Origin of the sequence: Chitinophaga sp. CCNWYY40, assembly GCF_037483205.1 — a bacterium.
Taxonomy (GTDB): Bacteria; Bacteroidota; Bacteroidia; order Chitinophagales; family Chitinophagaceae; genus Chitinophaga; species Chitinophaga ginsengisegetis.
Map to the genome: position 1 here is coordinate 755109 of NZ_JBBHLF010000002.1, position 16823 is coordinate 771931.

Genomic DNA, 16823 nt, shown 5'->3' on the forward strand with positions numbered 1-16823 from the left:
TAAAAGTTATTTCTTCTTCACATTTTTTAGTTTATCCATTCCCTGGATATTCACGCCGTTGGCGATCTGGGATATTTCATTGAGATCCAGCGTACCTACGAGGCTCATAGCCAGGAACTCATCGGAGCTGCCTACCAGCATTACCAGTTCATTGATATTGCCTTTTGCATCTTCCTTGACGAGGAACTTCAGGTCGCTGTTTTTATCGCGCACCGTCATCAGCTCTTCAAAGTCGCTGCCCAGGAAGGCTGCAGCCTCTTTGTATAACCGCGGGCCGTCTTTCGTGCTTTCCTTTGTGAGGATACGGAGTCCTTTCAGTTTCTGGATCACCTTCATCATGTTTTTGGCATCCGCGTCGCCGGGATCTACTTTGGCGAACATGCTGAACATTTTGGGTGTGATGGTGATAACGGTGAAACTGCGGTCGTTCTCATACTTCTGGAAGAACCGTTCTATGACGCTTCCCTGCTGCGCGAAGAGGTGAAAACTGGCGAAGACCGCCAATAGTAATAACAAGAATCGTTTCATCTTTCTAAATTTATATCAGGTTTTAAAATGGCCGTTAGTCTTCCTTGCCTTCTACCACGGCGGTAGCTTCATTGAAATAAGACAGCTGCTGCATCTTTGAAGTGCCTTTGTGCAGGTTTTTAGCCAGCAGTTGTAAAGCTTTCTTTGTTTCATCCAGCGCTTTCTGCGGATCGTTCATTTCCTGTTGCTGTAAGGCCACCAGTACCTGCTGCTCACGCTGCTGGTGCTGTTTGAGCGCATAGCCGATACCTACTGCTACCATGATGACGGCTGCATACTTCATCCAGTGCCTCCACGGCGACAACTTCACCACTTTTACCGGCGGCGCGTCCCATACTTTTTCCGCCTCCCGGTGAAAATACCCGAACAAGGGGGCTGCTTCCTGCAACGCTTCCGGCAGGGCTGGATGTGGTGTACTGAAAAAATCCCGCAACACCGCTTCCTCTTCAAGGGAAGTTTCTCCTTCCCAGTACTTTTCCACCAATACAGTGATTTCTTTATAATCCATATACCTGCAGGTTTTGTAGTTTTTCGCGTACCGTTTTACGGGCACGGTGCAAATTCACTTTAACGTCGTTCATGTCTATATCGAGTATGTCGGCGATCTCCTGGTAGGAATGTCCGTCGATATCCCTCAGTTGAAGGATGGTACGGTACTTTTCCGGCAGGGCGTTGATGGCCACATGTACTTTCTCCATTACATCGTTCTGTTCCGTTACCGCATGCGGACTTTTCTGGTGCGTTGCCGGCAGCTCTCCTGCCCTGTCCAGTTCATCAGACATCCGGTATTTCCTGGATTTGATTTTATCCAGGGCCAGGTTGCGGGTGATGCGCATGCACCATGCTTCCATGTTTTGCAGCTCCGCCATCTTCTCCTGCATGTCCCATACTTTCATAAGGGCATCCTGGGTAATATCCTGCGCGTCTTCCTCGTTGCCCAGCAGGCGGAAAGCAAAGCGGTAAAGCTTTTGCCTGACTGGAACTACCTGGGTAAGGAATCGATCTAATGACATGCAGAATAGTACGTTTTGAAAGAAGACGACTGTAAAAGGAAGATGTTACAAAGATGCGGATATTTTTTTTGAGAGATGGGCCGGACGCTAGTCCAGCTTGATCCGCGGATCAATGAGCGTATACAGCAGATCGGCCAGGAGGTTGACGATCACGAAGATGCCGGCCGTAAAAAGAATGGCCCCCATCACAACGGGGAAGTCGAATTTGTCCAGCGCCTCCACGGTTACCTTGCCGATGCCTTTCCAGCCAAAGATGTATTCCACGAAGAAGGCGCCTGCCAGCAGTTCCGCAAACCAGCCGGTGATAGCAGTAATAACCGGGTTGAGCGCATTGGGCAGCGCATGCCGCCAGATCACCGTGGACCGGGAAAGCCCTTTGGCATAGGCGGTGCGGATATAATCCTGGTGCAATACATCCAGCATGGCGCTGCGGGTGAGCTGCACAATGATGGCCAACGGGCGGATACCGAGGGTAATGGCCGGCAGTACCAGGTTGCGCAGGTTTAATACCCTGCCTTTGAACGGGTCCACATCAAACAGGTTGCCCGACATATGCAAACCGGTATAATCGCTGAGTACAAAGCCAAACAGGTAAGCCAGCACGATGCCGGCAAAAAATGAAGGGGCTGAAATGCCCGCCACGCTGGCGAACACGGCGCCGGTATCCATCCAGGTATTTTGCTTCACCGCGGATAACACGCCCAGGGCGATACCGGTGATGGTGGCAAACACCATTGCCGCTACTGCCAGCAGCAAGGTACCCGGCAATGCTTCCATTAAAATATCCCACACCTGTTTTTTGCCCTGGTAAGAGCGGCGGAGATAGGGTGCTTTCAATACCAGGAGCTTATCATTTGATATATGCGCTACCGTTAGACAGCGGAGATTTTCATCCGCCTCCTGTTGGGTGTGGATCCCAACCGGCAGGAGGTCGTTCAGATAATACAGGAACTGCGTCCCGACCGGCTGGTCGAGATGCAGTTCCCGGCGCACGTTTTCCAGGGAAGCCACGTCGGCCCGCTGTCCTAATGTAAGCCGCGCCGGATCGCCGGGCAGCACATTGAACAGGAAGAACACCAGCACCACTACACCGAGCAGTACCAGCAATCCATATCCGGTTTTACGAAGCAGAAAACGAAGCATATATTATTATGGTATATCATTGTAGTGCCACTTCCCTTTAATAGTGCCTTTGTTCAGCAGGATCAGGGCAGGATTGCTTCTGCCCGCGGTTTTAATGGCTACGCCATCCATCTGTACAAAAGGAAACTCCAGGCCGTGTTGTTGCTTGAAGGCCGCAATCTCCTCTTTGGTAGAAGCGGTTACTCCATATATAACTACCTGCTGGTTTTTCCATTGCTGTTGCAGCGCTTTTATTTTCTCGTCCCAACCGCTGCCGGCCTTTTGGGTATTCAGTACCAGGAAGAGATATACCGGTTTGGATTCAGACAGGATGGCTTCCGTTTGGTTAACCCCATCGAGGTCGGTGAGGATGAAATCCTTAATAGCCGGTTCCGCGTTTCCTTTCTTCACCAGTTTATCTTTACGGTCTACAAACTTCCAGGTGCTGTCTGACCACGGGTAGTTGTCGGCAGTAAATTCTTTCTTCTCTCCATTCTTTTCATATATAAACATCATCTCGTACACGTCTGGTGTAGCGCCCGGAGGCAGTTTCATCTTCTCCGGAATATTATTACCTACTTTATAAGGCAGGCAATCAAAGAGCGGCAGGTGTTTTAAAGTGTACCGCTGGATGCCAAAGGCGAACAAAACGGAGAGCAGGAATACTGCACCAGCTCCTTTAAAGAGCGGCTGTATGGTATTGCGGTAAAAGAAGATAACGAGGATCATCACCAGCAGGATCACATCTTTCCAGAAGGTTTCCACGGCAGTGAGTTTGATACAGTCGCCAAAGCAGCCGCATTCGCGGATAGTACCGCTGAACAGCGCATATCCTGTGAGGAAAGTAAAGAATATAATAAGCAGCAACAGCAGTACGGAAAAGATCCGCATGCGGTAGCCGATAAGTACCGCTACACCGGCAATAATTTCAAAGGCATTCATGATAATAGAAAATGCCAGCGAATAGGGAGAAAGGAATGTGAGATGCAGCACTTCGAAAAACTCCTCCATTTTATAGCTGAGTCCTAACGGATCATTGGCTTTAATCAGACCAGAGAAAATGAATAACACCCCAACGATTATACGTAACAGGTTAAGGATAATCTTCATAAAATAGTTTAATGGTTAAGTGATCCGTGAAGATAAGAACAATCAGGGTTTACCTCTCCGGGAAATTGATGAGCGTATCTGAAAGTGAGTTGACAGCGCGCCAAATCTATTTCTGAAATTGAACGTCTAAATTCCTAAATTCGGAAATGATTGATTTTCCTTCTTAGATTTGCAGGCAAAATAAAGAATTTCAGGTAAAAGGCCGGAACTATGTGAAAATTCAGGAGCAACTTCTTAACGCATTCAAATGAAACCACACCATATCCCGACAACAACATCTTCACCGGTAATAAATTGCAGGGGCCAATTGTTATCCCTGGCTACTCCTGCTGTAATGGGTATTATCAATGTTACCACCGATTCCTTTTATGAGGGCAACCGCATGCATGAGCTGCACCAGGTGATGGAGAAAGCGAAGCAACACCTGGAGGAAGGCGCCGCCATACTGGATCTGGGCGCACAGAGTACCCGGCCGGGTGCGGAGATGGTGGGACCGGAAGAAGAGATGCACCGGCTGATCCCTGCTATCCATGCCATCCTGAATAAATATCCTGCTGCCATTATATCTGTAGATACATGGTATGCTGCGGTGGCAGAGAAAGCAGTACATGCCGGCGCCGCTATTATTAATGATGTAAGCGCCGGGGATATGGATGCGGCTATGATTCCGGTTGTTGGTACGCTGCAGGTGCCTTATATTGCGATGCACATGCAAGGCAAACCTGCTACTATGCAACAAAATCCGCAGTATGAAGATGTGGTTGCCGATGTACTGGATTACCTGAAGGAAAAGCTGGCCGCCTGCCGTGCTGCAGGTATAAAAGACTTTATTGCTGACCCGGGATTTGGCTTTGGAAAAACAATTGACCATAACTATGCCTTGCTGAAAAACCTGCGCCTGTTTTACGATATACTTGGCGTACCTGTGCTGACGGGCATTTCCCGTAAGTCGATGATCTATAAACTGCTGAACATAACCCCTGCCGAAGCCTTGAACGGCACCACCGTATTAAACACCATTGCCTTGCAACAGGGCACACATATATTAAGGGTACACGATGTAAAAGCCGCTGTGGAAGCGGTAAGGATTATGGAGAAAATGAATGGATAATTTAATCTTGCTATTTTTACAACTATGAAGGAAGTAATAGAATTTTATGGAGTTGAGTTTCGATGGCTGGATCTGCTGGACCTGCTGATTGTTGTTTTTTTAATTATTCAGTTGTATCGTTTATTAAAGGGTAGTCTTGCTTTTAATATTTTCGTAGGCCTGTTAATGGTATATGCGGCGTATTTCCTGGTGAGGGCATTGAAGATGCCTATCCTCACTATTATCCTGCAGAACTTTATTAACGTTGGTATCATTGCGATCATTATCATCTTCCAGCCGGAGATCAGGAAGTTCCTGCTGGTGCTGGGCAAGAAAACACCCTTGAGCAAGGATAGTTTTTTAACCAAATTGTTCCTGCCTGATAAGTTTAAGAGTTATAAAGAAGAAGAAAACATTATTAATGAAATTATTGTGGCGGTAAGCCGGATGCAGAGCACCTTTACCGGGGCTTTGATGGTGATTGCCACCACCTACCGGTTGAAATTTGATTCTGCGTCCAGTATTCCTATCGATGGGAACGTGAGTGCAAAGCTGATTGAAAGTATTTTTGAGAAGCACAGCCCGCTGCACGATGGTGCGCTGATTATTGTGGGTAATAAGATCCTGGCGGCCAAAGTGATCCTGCCGGTATCGGAGAATCCGAACCTGCCTACCCGTATCGGGTTGCGCCACCGGTCGGCCGTAGGGATTACAGAGCATAGCGATAACCTGGCGATCATTGTTTCTGAAGAAAGGGGTACGGTGTCTTATGCGATCGATGGGGTGCTTACCCAGGATGTATCACTGGAAGACCTGAAAGTGAAATTGTACGAGGTGCTGATTGACGGGTACGCCTGATACTTTAAACACGCTTTATCTACGCTTCATGTACGCTTTATCTACGCTTCATCCCCGGCGATGAGGTGGACCTGAAGAAACTGCATAAAAAGAAAGCCCCCTGCCAAACGGCAGGGGGCTTTCTTTTTATGTTGTAATAATTACTTACCTGGAGTTGGTGTAATTGGTTGAGCCGGAGCCGGAGCGCCTGCTTTAATGTCTACCAGTTGCACATCAAATACAAGGATAGAGTTTCCAGGAATTACCGGAGGACTTCCCTGTAAGCCATAAGCCAGTACAGAAGGAATTACCAGGGTAGCTTTGGAACCTTTTTTCAGGCCGCTTAAACCAGCATCCCAGCCTTTGATCACGAAACCGCGGCCGATAGGGAATTTAATTGGTTCTAAAGGCATACCTGGGCGCATAGTTGAATCCTGGCTGGAATCAAATACTTTACCGGTGGTGAGCTTACCAGTGTAGTGTACATAAACGGTATCACCTGGATTAGGTGTACTGCCTGTACCTTCCTGGGTTACTGCTACGTAAACGCCTTCAGCGTTTTTAGTGGCGTTGATCTTGTTTTTATCCAGGTACTCTTTAATGAGTTTTTCGTCTTTTTCTTTCTGGGCAGCAGCAGAGTATTTGTTTTCTACCGCGAAAGTGATTTTCAGTTTATCACCTTTTTTACCAAATGGAGGACGCTCCTGAGCTGGTAATGAATCCCATGGAATGATAAAAGTAGCGCTATCACCTTCGTGGAGGAGAGCAATACCTTCCATCAGATCGTACTTGTTCTGTGGTTTTGCCACCAGCACCGGAATCGCAGCACCTACCATTTTACGGGAATCGCCCAGCAGGGAGTCATTGATACGCTGGGTAACATTCACCAGGGCAGTATCGCCTAATTTCAGTTGTGCTCCGCTGCCGGATTTGTGAACGATATACTCAATACCGCCCGGTGTTTTTTTAACACCTGTACCGCAACTGGCTAAAAGAAAGCCTAAAGCCGCAGTTGCAACTAAAAACTGATTGTTTTTTTTCATTTGATTGTATTAGTAGGTTGAAATACTTTATTTACAGTTTATTGTAACAGGTCTTCGTTCTCTTCCACGGCTTTGATAAAGCGGTCCACTGTTTTTTCCAGCGGATCGGTGCTGCGCCCTCCTGAAGCGTTGAAATGCCCTCCCCCGTCGAAATATTTGCGGGCGAAGGTATTTACGTCGAAGTCGCCTTTGGAGCGGAACGACAATTTCACTTCCGAGTTGCGGTCAATGATCAAAGCGGCCATCTTGATGCCCTGTATGGATAACAGGAAATTCACGAGCCCTTCGGTATCTCCGGTTTGGAGGTCGAACCGTTTAAGATCGGAATACGGGATGGCCAGCATGGCGGTATTGTATTCATAGAACACTTCCATGCGGTTCAGCAGACTATGTCCGAGGAAGCGCAGGCGGTTTTCCAGGAAGTTATCATAGATCGCCTGGTGGATCACCTCATGTTTCAGTCCTCTTTCCATCAGGTCGGCCACCATACGGTGTACGGCAGCAGAGGTAGATGCAAAGCGGAAAGATCCTGTATCTGTTACAGTGCCGGCATAAATGCACTGTGCAATTTCGAGGTTAATATACTGCTCATCTCCCAATTTATATATAGTTTCATAAACTAATTGGGCGGTGGAGCTGGCTTTTGTATCGCTCACCCCGTAGTCAAAGCTGGGCTGTGGCTCCAGATGGTGATCTATCAGAATTTTGATACAGTCCAGTTTTTCCAGGTGGGGCACCAGATTTTTGGTGCGGTAGAGGGCGTTGAAGTCCAGGCAAAACAGGAGATCAATGCCTTCCAGTGCCTGAATGGCCCGATCCATAGAGGATTCGTAGTCAATCACGTCGTCCGCGCCTGGCATCCACTTCAGGAAATCCGGAAAATTTGTAGGTGAGATTACAGTTACCTGATGCCCTTTCTGTACTAAGTAGTGATACATTGCTAAGGAAGATCCCATCGCATCCGCGTCCGGCTTCTGGTGCATCGTAATCACCACTTTCTTAGGGCTCTCCAGCAAAGGCTTAATTTCCTCGATCGGCTTCATTAAAAAACTGTAATGTTAAGAGTTGATTTCCAATCACAACAAGTGGTTGAAACAGAAAACGAAGTGCGAAGATCTTTATTTGAGCCAGAATTTCAAAATTTTTTACCACTAAAGAAAATGTAATTACTTTTGCGGCCTAATCTGTAATTCGGAATTAAACATTATATGAGCAACAGAACATTTACTATGATCAAGCCTGATGCAGTAGCAAACGGGCACATTGGCGGCATTTTAAACATGATCAACGCTGCAGGTTTCCGCATCGTAGCCATGAAAATGACGCAGTTATCTACTGCTAAAGCAGGTGAGTTTTATGCAGTACATGCGGAAAGACCTTTTTACGGTGAACTGGTAGAATTCATGAGCAGCGGCCATATCGTAGCGGCTATCCTGGAGAAAGACAACGCCGTAGAAGATTTTCGCAAACTGATCGGTGCTACCAATCCTGCCAATGCAGAGGAAGGTACCATCCGTAAAAAATACGCAGAGTCTATCGGCCGCAACGCGGTTCATGGTTCCGACTCTGATGAGAACGCTGCTATAGAAGGTAACTTCTTCTTCAGCGGTCTGGAGAAATTCTAGTACTGATTGACAAAATCATTACCACAAAGGTCAGCTTCGTTGAAGCTGACCTTTTTTTTATTGTTATTTAATTCATTTTAAATGACTTATGCAACCCCAACGAAGTATTACTTTAAACAGGAAGATAAAACTGCCAAAAAGGCGCAATCACATGTTTTTAATAAAAATATGATGCCTGAAAACAGGCAAAAAAGAGCGTTTCAAACGTGAAAACCAGTATTTTTTATCTCTCAATAAAAATATCATTATCAATCAATTATAACAAAACATCATCATCTTACTTTAAGTAAAACCACTCCCCTGTTCTTACCCTCAAAAACACCCGTTTTTACTGGTATTATTTTACCACTTTAAAGATACTTTCCCGGATAGCCGTTACCGTAGTTTTGTAAAAAAGCATTTAACTTGCCGGCATGTGGGAATCATTCCGGAAACTATTTAAAGGCTATTTAAGATTGGAGCGGTCCATGTCCGACCACTCCGTGGAAGCATATGTAAGAGATGTGGAGAAACTGGAGCAATACCTCCTCGCTCACGGAAAAGAAAAACTCCGGCCCCAGGACGTGACTTTTGAAGACCTGCAGGATTGTGTGCAATGGATCGCCAAACTGGGGATGACTGCCAGCTCCCAGGCCAGGACTATTTCCGGCCTCAAAGCCTTTTACAAGTTCCTCCTGCTGGAAGACATGGCCCATGACGATCCCACCCAACTACTCGAAGCCCCGAAGATTTTACGCAAGCTGCCCGACGTACTCACCTTTGAAGAGATTGAAAAGATCATTGCCCAGATACCGCTGGACACCGCCGAGGGGCACCGGAATAAAGCCATCCTTGAAACCATGTACAGCTGTGGACTGCGGGTAAGCGAGGTGATTAACCTCCAGATCACCCAGCTCCATATGGATGTGGGATTTATCCGGGTAATCGGGAAAGGCAACAAGGAAAGGATGGTACCTATCGGGAAAGACGCCATGCGGCAGATAGATATTTACCGGAGAAATGTTCGTATAGCGCTGCCCGTTAAGCACGGCGAGGAAGATACCCTTTTCCTCAACCGCCGCGGCGGCGCACTGAGCCGGGTGATGATCTTCCTTATTATAAAGGAGCTGACCCAAAAAGCGGGTATTCATAAAAATGTATCGCCCCATACTTTCCGGCACTCCTTTGCCACCCACCTGGTGGAAGGCGGCGCCGACCTCCGGGCCGTTCAGGAAATGCTGGGACACGAGAGCATTACTACCACAGAGATCTATACCCACCTGGACAGGGAATATTTAAGAGATACCCTGATGCGTTTTCATCCCCGGTTTTGAGGGTATAAACGAAAACAGCTACCGGGGAAAGGTAGCTGTTTCATTTCTGCTGTTAGAAGGTCACAAACAATCGGGTAGTTTTTGCCATGATAAGGAAGGTATACACAAACAATCTTGTTACAATAAGCTATGGGTTAGCAAGCGGTATTTATCACTCTTCTTTCTCTTCTGACTGGTGAGGGTGATCACATCACTGAACCAGTTGCCAAGCTGGTCGGAGGCGCGTTTCACCCGGGACGACCGGTAAATTATATTTACGTTGCTGCAGGGGCCCAGGTCTTGCCGGTTAGGCATACGGGCCATCTTTTCGTCTTCTGCCCACAGCAACTCGTTGTTCCTGTAAACTTTGAAATATACATCCGGTCCCAGGTTCCTGCGGCCGGGAATGAGGGAGTGCATGATGCCGTTTGCAAGCTGCTGTCTTGAAAAGTGAAGGGTATAGCGGCCTACCTCGTTGGTATGCGCCTGCCCGATGAGCTTACCGGTGAGGGCATTATAGGCTTCTACTTTCAGGTGTGGTTGTCCTGACGCCGCCATGTGTGGTTTTACCAGTCCGGTGATCACCCAGGCGCCGGCGTTGGCGTATATATTATGCCAGGTGGCGGCCGGAATAACATAAGCATAGGCGCCTACATAGCCGCCGCTGTTACGTTTCCAGTGCAGTACCAGTTTGCTCAGGTGGAAATTGCGGGACTGTTTCGTACCGTTTTTTCCGGGCAGCTGATCCAGGCACAGATCCAGTTCCAATGCTTCTGTGAACAGGTGTACTTCCTTCCACTGGAGACTGAAGTTGCCTTTTTCATCCAGGGTGGCTTCCGCCAGTAACCTGTCGGCCTTCATCAGTACTTCCCGGGCCGACAGTGGTTTCATGTCGTTAAAAATTCCGTGGGGCTGATCTGCCGCCTGCAATACAGCAGGCAGGTAAACCCGGATACGCGCATTGGCCAGGGGCTCTACGCAATCGTTACAAATAAGTGCAGAGATGTTTCCGATTAATAGGTAACTCATAATTTTATTTTTTTTAAAGAAAAAAAAAGGGGTTAACGAGCATCACCTGATGAATTGATTCTGCATAATACTAACCGAAAAAAACAAACATGGTAGAAAGGCCAATTACTTTGAACTTTTCTGAGGACAATAGATTTAAAGCCGGTTGACAATACAAAGATTGAGAACTTTAAAGGAGCAGTCAAGCGTTTAACAACTGAAAAAAAGCTTTACGTAGAACTACGCAAAAGGAGGAAGGGAAATACGGTACCCACCTTTTAGCCGTTTCCTGGTATGCAAAAAGTGATGCGTATAAATACGCATTTTGAAGTGGCGGATACGTAATCCGGTATGCGTATGGAGATCCATAAAATCGCGGAAAGCCAATAGCACACCGCATTCCCCCTGCGTAAAAACGCAGTTGCGGCTTATATTACCCGTCAATGGCCGGATTGTATATGCAATTATTTATAATAATTTTACAGCAAACTAAAACTTACCCACTATGAATGATTTTCCAAAAAGGCCGATCCCATCGGATACCGGCGCTTTCATTTCACTTGAAGAAATGGTCACCCTTACAAAAAATCACGATGAGGATCATGTAAATCAGAAATCCTTTGGTACCCATGTTAAGGCGATGTGTTTTGGTAAGGATAAAATTATTGAGTTGCTTGACCAGCCCGGCGCAACTGCTTTAAGGATCTATTATGGTATTAAAGTAGATACCGACGGAGATGGAATAAAGGAGAAGAAGATGATCCTGGTAGCGGTAGATGAAGAGGGCAATGATATACTCCCTACTGAAACCACCAATGCCGGCCCTGGTGGCGTAGTGTCCAAAGGCGCTATGGCGAAAATTCTTGATTCAGGACTACCATGCCCCGAATATTGCTCAAAACCAGGAGGAAAAGGATAAGTGATAAATAATATCATCAACACAGCCATCTCGTGAATGTAACTTTATTTTATACTATTTTTTACAGCATGGTGGGGGTCGAAGCACTGGTCTTGATCCCCTTCCTTTTAAATTATAAGTCCCTGAATTTTTCATCCAGGTGCCTGCTTTTTTACATAGTAAGCTGTATTGTCTTTGCCGGAGGGTCTGTTCTTGTACAACGGTATATCGGGAATAACATGTGGTTTTTCAGCCTTATGCACTTCATCCAGTTTGCGATCCTCTCTGTATTTTACTACCGGAATATTTCTAACCCCACTATGAAAAGCATTGTAAAGTATATGCCTTTCCTGTTACTGGCGATATTTATATTTGACCTGTTTTTCATAGAGGGGGTCCGCGCCTTTAACTCCATTTCATCGGGGGTGAAGCAGCTTGTAGTACTTACCTATGGTCTTTATCTCTTTTTACAACTGCTCAGAGACAGGAATCTTATTGAAAAATCGATATACATTGATTCTTTACCAATATTCTGGTATAATTCAGGGATCTTCATCTTTGCCTGTACCGAATTTCTATTTTGCATCAGCTATAACCACCTGCAGGCGCTTTTCACCACGGGAATAGCCAGAATGGGGATGACCATCGCAATATTGAGTATCAATTATATTGTTGGAATGATATCAATGATTCTTCTTTATATTGGGTTCTCTAAGATCAAAAAACTAAAACATGCGAATTATTGATGTTATTGTAATTGGTACTACAGTAATGTTAATGCTGGGAGTCATCGTGATATTGCTGGTAATGCTCCAACAAAAAATGGTTATCCAACATAAACTTGATATACGTGACAAGGACCTCCAGCTCCAACGGGAACGCCTCATCGCAGTACTCCAGGGACAGGAACAGGAACGCAAACGTATTGCGGAAGACCTGCACGACGAAGTGGGCGCCCAGCTATCCGTACTGAAACTCAACCTGGGCGGCCTGCAGCCACTGCTGAAAACCGGCAACGGCGAAACAGAGCGGCTTAAGGAAACCAAAGACTTCACAGACACCATTATACAACAACTGCGGTTCATCTCCCAAAGCCTGCACCCCCAGGCGTTGGAAAACCTGGGCCTGGCACATGCGCTGGACTCCTTCTGTAACCTGATGAACAAAAACAAGCAGGTAAAAATAGCTTTTAAAACTGCCGGCAACGGGCAAACCGTCGACCGCGAGAAGGCACTGAATGTATACCGCGTAGTACAGGAACTCATCAATAACATCCTGAAACATGCACAGGCAACAGAAGTACTGATCACTTATCAAACCACTCCTTCCCTGCTTACCCTCACCGTGGAAGACAATGGAAACGGCGCTTTACTAACGTCGCTGGCCGCTTCCCGTACCAAAACCGGCAGCCTGGGACTTAAAAATATTGAAAGCCGCCTCAATATTATCGGTGGAAACATTAACTTCACTCCCGGAACACCACAAGGTACCATTGCTACGATAAGTGTAGAGAATTATCAGTCACCTGCACAGAATAGTTGATACTTATGTTGTTTTATTACTAAATTGCCATCCGGTTGTGTTGAACCCGCTTGTAACGACATGACTCATAGTAATTTATTCTAAATAAAATAATAGCAAATCTTCTAACTGTCCACCTATGGCACACATAAAAGTGGCCATTGCTGATGATCACAAGATCTTCCGCAGTGGAGTCATAAACACACTGATTCCTTATGAAAATATCAGCTTCGTTTTTGAAGCCGACGACGGCCTGCATCTGCTGCAGATCATGGAAACACAACAACCGGATGTTATTCTGATGGATCTTAAAATGCCTAATATGGATGGCATCGAAGCTACCATTAAGGTAAAGGAAAAGTATCCTGACGTAAAGATCATTATACTCACCATGTACGAAGACGACAACTTCATTGTACACCTGGTGGAAAACGGCGCCAACGCCTACCTGTTGAAAAACGCGGAACCGGAAGAGATCTATGAAGCCATCTGTACTACCTTTGAAAAAGGATTTTACTTTAATGATAACGTAAACCTGGCACTGCTTAAAAAAGTATTACACAAAAACAAACAGCAATTTAAGCCAACACTCAAAAACGAAATCCAGCTCAATGACCGGGAGCAGGAAGTACTGAAGCTGATCTGCAATGAACTGACTACCCAGGAAATTTCTGAACAGATTTTCCTGAGCCCCCGTACTGTAGAGGGTATCCGTCAAAAACTACTGGAAAAAATCAACGTTAAAAACAGCGTTGGCCTGGTACTGTATGCATTCCGTAACGGATTAATAGAATAGTTTTAAATACCCACCAAATATGAGTACTATCAGAACCTTTGCCGCTACAGCTGGCGCTATGCTGCTGTTGTATGCCGGCACTACCCTGGCCCAGGGCATTAAAATGCCTGCGCCAAGTCCTACGCAAACCATTAAACAGGACTTCGCTTTATCCAATATAGAGCTGAGCTACTCCCGTCCGCTGAAAAACGGCCGTGTAATCATGGGCGACCTGGTGCCTTATGGTAAAGTTTGGAGAACCGGCGCCAACAGCGCTACCACCGTTACCTTCGGAGAAGATGTAACTTTTGGCGGCGTACCCGTGAAAGCTGGTAAATATGGTTTACTTTCTATCCCCGGCGCACAGTCATGGACCGTTATCCTGACCAGCAGCCTCGATGTAACCAGCCCCGCCGCTTACAAACCTGAAAACGATGTGGCCCGTGTAAACGTAAAACCCGTTGCCACTCCTTTCAGCCAGGAAAGCTTTACCATCGGATTTGAAAATGTACGTTCCAATTCCGTGGTACTGGCCCTTAGCTGGGATAAAACCAAAGTACCCGTAGTGATCAAAGCGGACATCGACGATAAAATTACCGCACAGATCAACGATGCCATGCAGAACGCCGAAAAGAAACCTTACTTCCAGGCAGCGGTGTATTACTATGAAAATGGTAAAGACATCAACAAAGCGGTAGAATGGATCAATGAGGCTGCTACACAAAGCCCAGACGCTTTTTGGATATGGTATCAGAAAGCCCGCATCAATGCGAAAGCTAAAAATGTGAAAGTAGCAAAAGAAGCAGCACAGAAGTCAATAGAACTGGCTACTACTGCTAAAAACGACGACTATGTAACGTTGAACAAAAAGTTACTGGCTACCTTAAAATAAGCACAAAGCTATTACAGCGGATCATATCTGCTGTAATAGCTTTTATTTTATATCTCTTTTATTACTTTCTCTTTAACAAAATACTGGAAGATCCAACCCAGCAATACCACCAGCATACAGCCAATCGCATTAAGCCAGAGGAAAGACACCGTACCGGTCCAGTAAATCACCAACACCACTATTTCCCCAATAATAGCCGCCCAGAAAGTAGCAGTGCCGCCTACCCGCTTCAGGTAAAAAGCCACCATGAAAATACCCAGGATCACCCCGTAAAACCAGGAACCCAGTACATTCACTACTTCGATCAAACTACCCAGGCTACCCGCAAACTGCGCTACCAGGATACAGAATACACCCCATATCAATGTCCATAGTTTGGATATTTTGAGATAATGCTCTTCCGATGCATGCTCGTTGTACAATCTTTTGTACACATCAATCACCGTGGTAGACGCCAGCGAATTCAGCGCCGCAGCAATACTGCCCCATGCGGCCAGGAAGATGATGGCAATCAGTAATCCCACCAGTCCTTTCGGCAAACTGTTCACCACAAAGTGAAGGAATATATAGTTGGTATCGTTGGTATCTGCAGTGGGGTCCGATTCTTTGATGAGCGACAGCGCTTCCGTTCTTACCTCCTGCGACTGATCATCCGTTTGCTGCAATGCTTTTTTTGCGGAGGCAATTTGTGCGTGGTTGTCTGTTTCCAGCGCAGCGGCCAGTTGCTTTACCTGCTGCTGTTTCAACGAACCCAGTTCATTGTACTGGTCTTCCAGCTTCTGCAGCGCCGGCCCCTGTTCAGTTTTATGCACCCTTGCCAGTTGTGCTTCATTAAAGAAAATGGGCGCACGGAAATACAGGTAAAAAACAAATACCAGGGCGCCTATCAGCAGGATCAGGAATTGCATGGGCACCTTTACCAGGCCATTCATCAGCAGGCCCATACGGCTTTCTTTTATCGATTTCGCAGTAAGGTACCGGCCCACCTGCGACTGATCCGTACCGAAGTACGACAGCGCCAGGAAGAACCCTCCTATCACCCCGCTCCAGATATTGTATTTATCCTGCCAGTCGAATTTCGTCACAATCACATTCAGCTTGTCCATTTTACCGGATACCTGCAACGCCTGTTTAAAACCAATATCCGCCGGTAACAGGTGAACCACCATCCAGCCGGCGAGGAACATACCACCAAAGATGATGGCCAGCTGGAACGTTTGTGTGTAGGCCACTGCGCGGGTACCGCCCGCCACGGTATAAATGATCAGCAATCCGCCCATGATCATATTTGTCCAGTACAGGTTCCAGCCCAGTAAGGACGACAAGATAATAGAAGGTGCGCAGATGCTGATACCGGTTGATAAACCGCGTTGGATCAGGAATAATGAAGACGCGAGGGTACGTGTTTTCAGATCAAACCGTTGCTCCAGGAATTCATAAGCCGTATATACTTTCAGTTTATGGAAGATGGGAACAAACGTAATACAAAGCACTACCATTGCCAGGGGCAAGCCGAAGTAATATTGTACAAAGCGCATCCCGTCCGTATAAGCCTGGCCGGGCGCTGATATAAAGGTAATAGCACTGGCCTGGGTACCAATGATCGACAGCAGAATGATGTACCAGGGCATAGACTGGTTATCCAGGAAATAACTTTCCATGTTTCGCTGGCCACGGCTTTTCCAGACACCATAAAATATAATTACAGTGAGGGTACCAATCAGTACCATCCAATCTAAAGGACTCATGAAAATGTTTTGGTGAATAAGTAGAAGAGTACTACCAGTAACAGCAACCAGGCTATTACCAATACGTACCACCACCCCCATGATGGAAACAACGGCGGTTTTTCTTCCTGCAGGTTATCTGCTGCCATAGTTTAATCGTTTGAATTGCTTTTAGTCCACATACTGCTGGTCAACAGTCCCAGTGCAATACCAATGATCAATCCCACCTGCACGCGCTTGATGGTAAATCCGATCAGCAAGCCGAGGATAATACAAAAGCCGGCAGCGATCTTCAGCCTGGGACGATTTTGTTGATGCTTCTTACTCATTTTCTTTCATCCC

The 16823-nt window shown here is 46.4% G+C and carries 20 protein-coding genes; 9 read left to right on the forward strand and 11 right to left on the reverse strand.

Annotated features, from left to right (window positions below; genetic code table 11):
- Positions 1-6: 6 nt before the first annotated feature.
- From V7S65_RS08750 to V7S65_RS08770, 5 genes are all read right to left on the reverse strand, one after another.
- Entirely contained in the window at positions 7-528 is a 522-nt protein-coding gene (locus V7S65_RS08750; protein WP_079471934.1) for a DUF4252 domain-containing protein, read from the reverse strand.
- A 34-nt stretch (positions 529-562) separates the two neighbouring features.
- Complete coding sequence (locus V7S65_RS08755) at positions 563-1036, reverse strand: hypothetical protein (protein WP_111578208.1); 474 nt, start codon at positions 1034-1036, stop codon at positions 563-565.
- Positions 1026-1541: an RNA polymerase sigma factor gene (locus V7S65_RS08760; protein WP_111578209.1), complete on the reverse strand. Its 516-nt coding sequence runs from the start codon at positions 1539-1541 to the stop codon at positions 1026-1028. Before V7S65_RS08760 ends, V7S65_RS08755 begins: the two co-directional genes overlap by 11 nt.
- Before the next feature lie 87 nt (positions 1542-1628).
- Positions 1629-2684 (reverse strand): ABC transporter permease, encoded by a 1056-nt coding sequence (locus V7S65_RS08765; protein WP_336388526.1) that lies wholly within the window; start codon positions 2682-2684, stop codon positions 1629-1631.
- Positions 2685-2690: 6 nt separating this feature from the next.
- A complete protein-coding gene (locus V7S65_RS08770; RefSeq protein WP_079471938.1) occupies positions 2691-3773 on the reverse strand; it encodes a BT_3928 family protein in 1083 nt (360 codons plus the stop codon).
- A 247-nt stretch (positions 3774-4020) separates the two neighbouring features.
- On the opposite strand from V7S65_RS08770, the gene folP reads away from it, so the two are divergent.
- Positions 4021-4884: a dihydropteroate synthase gene (folP, locus tag V7S65_RS08775; RefSeq protein WP_079471939.1), complete on the forward strand. Its 864-nt coding sequence runs from the start codon at positions 4021-4023 to the stop codon at positions 4882-4884.
- Positions 4885-4908: 24 nt separating this feature from the next.
- The gene (locus V7S65_RS08780) at positions 4909-5721 is read left to right on the forward strand and encodes a diadenylate cyclase (RefSeq protein ID WP_079471940.1); all 813 of its coding nucleotides are present in this window, start codon (positions 4909-4911) and stop codon (positions 5719-5721) included.
- Between the two features lie 140 nt (positions 5722-5861).
- On the opposite strand, the gene V7S65_RS08785 is transcribed toward V7S65_RS08780, so the two are convergent.
- Both V7S65_RS08785 and V7S65_RS08790 read right to left on the reverse strand, forming a co-directional pair.
- Positions 5862-6743, reverse strand: a complete 882-nt coding sequence (locus tag V7S65_RS08785; protein ID WP_079471941.1) for an FKBP-type peptidyl-prolyl cis-trans isomerase — start codon at positions 6741-6743, stop codon at positions 5862-5864.
- Between the two features lie 38 nt (positions 6744-6781).
- Positions 6782-7786 carry a DHH family phosphoesterase gene (locus V7S65_RS08790; protein WP_336388525.1) on the reverse strand — a complete coding sequence of 335 codons (1005 nt, stop codon included), beginning with the start codon at positions 7784-7786 and terminating at the stop codon, positions 6782-6784.
- 165 nt (positions 7787-7951) lie between these two features.
- Here V7S65_RS08790 and V7S65_RS08795 point away from each other — a divergent pair, with 165 nt between their 5' ends.
- Complete coding sequence (locus V7S65_RS08795; RefSeq protein ID WP_079471943.1) at positions 7952-8368, forward strand: nucleoside-diphosphate kinase; 417 nt, start codon at positions 7952-7954, stop codon at positions 8366-8368.
- Positions 8369-8781: 413 nt separating this feature from the next.
- Positions 8782-9681 (forward strand): site-specific tyrosine recombinase XerD, encoded by a 900-nt coding sequence (gene xerD, locus V7S65_RS08800; protein WP_079471944.1) that lies wholly within the window; start codon positions 8782-8784, stop codon positions 9679-9681.
- Positions 9682-9798: 117 nt separating this feature from the next.
- On the opposite strand, the gene V7S65_RS08805 is transcribed toward xerD, so the two are convergent.
- The gene (locus V7S65_RS08805) at positions 9799-10689 is read right to left on the reverse strand and encodes a hypothetical protein (RefSeq protein WP_336388524.1); all 891 of its coding nucleotides are present in this window, start codon (positions 10687-10689) and stop codon (positions 9799-9801) included.
- A gap of 484 nt (positions 10690-11173) precedes the next feature.
- Here V7S65_RS08805 and V7S65_RS08810 point away from each other — a divergent pair, with 484 nt between their 5' ends.
- From V7S65_RS08810 to V7S65_RS08830, 5 genes are all read left to right on the forward strand, one after another.
- The gene (locus V7S65_RS08810) at positions 11174-11587 is read left to right on the forward strand and encodes a hypothetical protein (protein ID WP_079471947.1); all 414 of its coding nucleotides are present in this window, start codon (positions 11174-11176) and stop codon (positions 11585-11587) included.
- 218 nt (positions 11588-11805) lie between these two features.
- Positions 11806-12312, forward strand: a complete 507-nt coding sequence (locus V7S65_RS08815) for a hypothetical protein (protein WP_133256187.1) — start codon at positions 11806-11808, stop codon at positions 12310-12312.
- A complete protein-coding gene (locus V7S65_RS08820) occupies positions 12299-13108 on the forward strand; it encodes a sensor histidine kinase (RefSeq protein ID WP_079471949.1) in 810 nt (269 codons plus the stop codon). Before V7S65_RS08815 ends, V7S65_RS08820 begins: the two co-directional genes overlap by 14 nt.
- 118 nt (positions 13109-13226) lie before the next feature.
- A complete protein-coding gene (locus V7S65_RS08825; protein ID WP_079471950.1) occupies positions 13227-13883 on the forward strand; it encodes a response regulator transcription factor in 657 nt (218 codons plus the stop codon).
- A gap of 19 nt (positions 13884-13902) precedes the next feature.
- Complete coding sequence (locus V7S65_RS08830; RefSeq protein ID WP_111578212.1) at positions 13903-14754, forward strand: DUF2911 domain-containing protein; 852 nt, start codon at positions 13903-13905, stop codon at positions 14752-14754.
- Between the two features lie 47 nt (positions 14755-14801).
- On the opposite strand, the gene V7S65_RS08835 is transcribed toward V7S65_RS08830, so the two are convergent.
- The 3 genes from V7S65_RS08835 to V7S65_RS08845 are packed head-to-tail and all read right to left on the reverse strand — an operon-like array spanning position 14802 to position 16810.
- Positions 14802-16502 carry a sodium:solute symporter gene (locus tag V7S65_RS08835; RefSeq protein ID WP_336388523.1) on the reverse strand — a complete coding sequence of 567 codons (1701 nt, stop codon included), beginning with the start codon at positions 16500-16502 and terminating at the stop codon, positions 14802-14804.
- Positions 16499-16630 (reverse strand): hypothetical protein, encoded by a 132-nt coding sequence (locus V7S65_RS08840; protein ID WP_262488121.1) that lies wholly within the window; start codon positions 16628-16630, stop codon positions 16499-16501. Before V7S65_RS08840 ends, V7S65_RS08835 begins: the two co-directional genes overlap by 4 nt.
- 3 nt (positions 16631-16633) lie before the next feature.
- Positions 16634-16810 (reverse strand): hypothetical protein, encoded by a 177-nt coding sequence (locus V7S65_RS08845; RefSeq protein ID WP_159454401.1) that lies wholly within the window; start codon positions 16808-16810, stop codon positions 16634-16636.
- Between the last annotated feature and the right edge of the window lie 13 nt (positions 16811-16823).

Bases quoted from the DNA above. Each gene is read 5' to 3' on its own strand.
- V7S65_RS08830 (WP_111578212.1), top strand. From the start codon at position 13,903: ATGAGTACTATCAGAACCTTTGCCGCTACAGCTGGCGCTATGCTGCTG.
- V7S65_RS08770 (WP_079471938.1), bottom strand. From the start codon at position 3,773: ATGAAGATTATCCTTAACCTGTTACGTATAATCGTTGGGGTGTTATTC.
- V7S65_RS08820 (WP_079471949.1), top strand. From the start codon at position 12,299: ATGCGAATTATTGATGTTATTGTAATTGGTACTACAGTAATGTTAATG.
- V7S65_RS08835 (WP_336388523.1), bottom strand. From the start codon at position 16,502: ATGAGTCCTTTAGATTGGATGGTACTGATTGGTACCCTCACTGTAATT.
- V7S65_RS08790 (WP_336388525.1), bottom strand. From the start codon at position 7,786: ATGAAGCCGATCGAGGAAATTAAGCCTTTGCTGGAGAGCCCTAAGAAA.
- V7S65_RS08845 (WP_159454401.1), bottom strand. From the start codon at position 16,810: ATGAGTAAGAAGCATCAACAAAATCGTCCCAGGCTGAAGATCGCTGCC.
- V7S65_RS08805 (WP_336388524.1), bottom strand. From the start codon at position 10,689: ATGAGTTACCTATTAATCGGAAACATCTCTGCACTTATTTGTAACGAT.
- V7S65_RS08810 (WP_079471947.1), top strand. From the start codon at position 11,174: ATGAATGATTTTCCAAAAAGGCCGATCCCATCGGATACCGGCGCTTTC.
- V7S65_RS08765 (WP_336388526.1), bottom strand. From the start codon at position 2,684: ATGCTTCGTTTTCTGCTTCGTAAAACCGGATATGGATTGCTGGTACTG.
- V7S65_RS08825 (WP_079471950.1), top strand. From the start codon at position 13,227: ATGGCACACATAAAAGTGGCCATTGCTGATGATCACAAGATCTTCCGC.
- V7S65_RS08780 (WP_079471940.1), top strand. From the start codon at position 4,909: ATGAAGGAAGTAATAGAATTTTATGGAGTTGAGTTTCGATGGCTGGAT.
- V7S65_RS08815 (WP_133256187.1), top strand. From the start codon at position 11,806: ATGTGGTTTTTCAGCCTTATGCACTTCATCCAGTTTGCGATCCTCTCT.
- xerD (WP_079471944.1), top strand. From the start codon at position 8,782: ATGTGGGAATCATTCCGGAAACTATTTAAAGGCTATTTAAGATTGGAG.
- V7S65_RS08795 (WP_079471943.1), top strand. From the start codon at position 7,952: ATGAGCAACAGAACATTTACTATGATCAAGCCTGATGCAGTAGCAAAC.
- V7S65_RS08760 (WP_111578209.1), bottom strand. From the start codon at position 1,541: ATGTCATTAGATCGATTCCTTACCCAGGTAGTTCCAGTCAGGCAAAAG.
- V7S65_RS08755 (WP_111578208.1), bottom strand. From the start codon at position 1,036: ATGGATTATAAAGAAATCACTGTATTGGTGGAAAAGTACTGGGAAGGA.
- V7S65_RS08750 (WP_079471934.1), bottom strand. From the start codon at position 528: ATGAAACGATTCTTGTTATTACTATTGGCGGTCTTCGCCAGTTTTCAC.
- folP (WP_079471939.1), top strand. From the start codon at position 4,021: ATGAAACCACACCATATCCCGACAACAACATCTTCACCGGTAATAAAT.
- V7S65_RS08840 (WP_262488121.1), bottom strand. From the start codon at position 16,630: ATGGCAGCAGATAACCTGCAGGAAGAAAAACCGCCGTTGTTTCCATCA.
- V7S65_RS08785 (WP_079471941.1), bottom strand. From the start codon at position 6,743: ATGAAAAAAAACAATCAGTTTTTAGTTGCAACTGCGGCTTTAGGCTTT.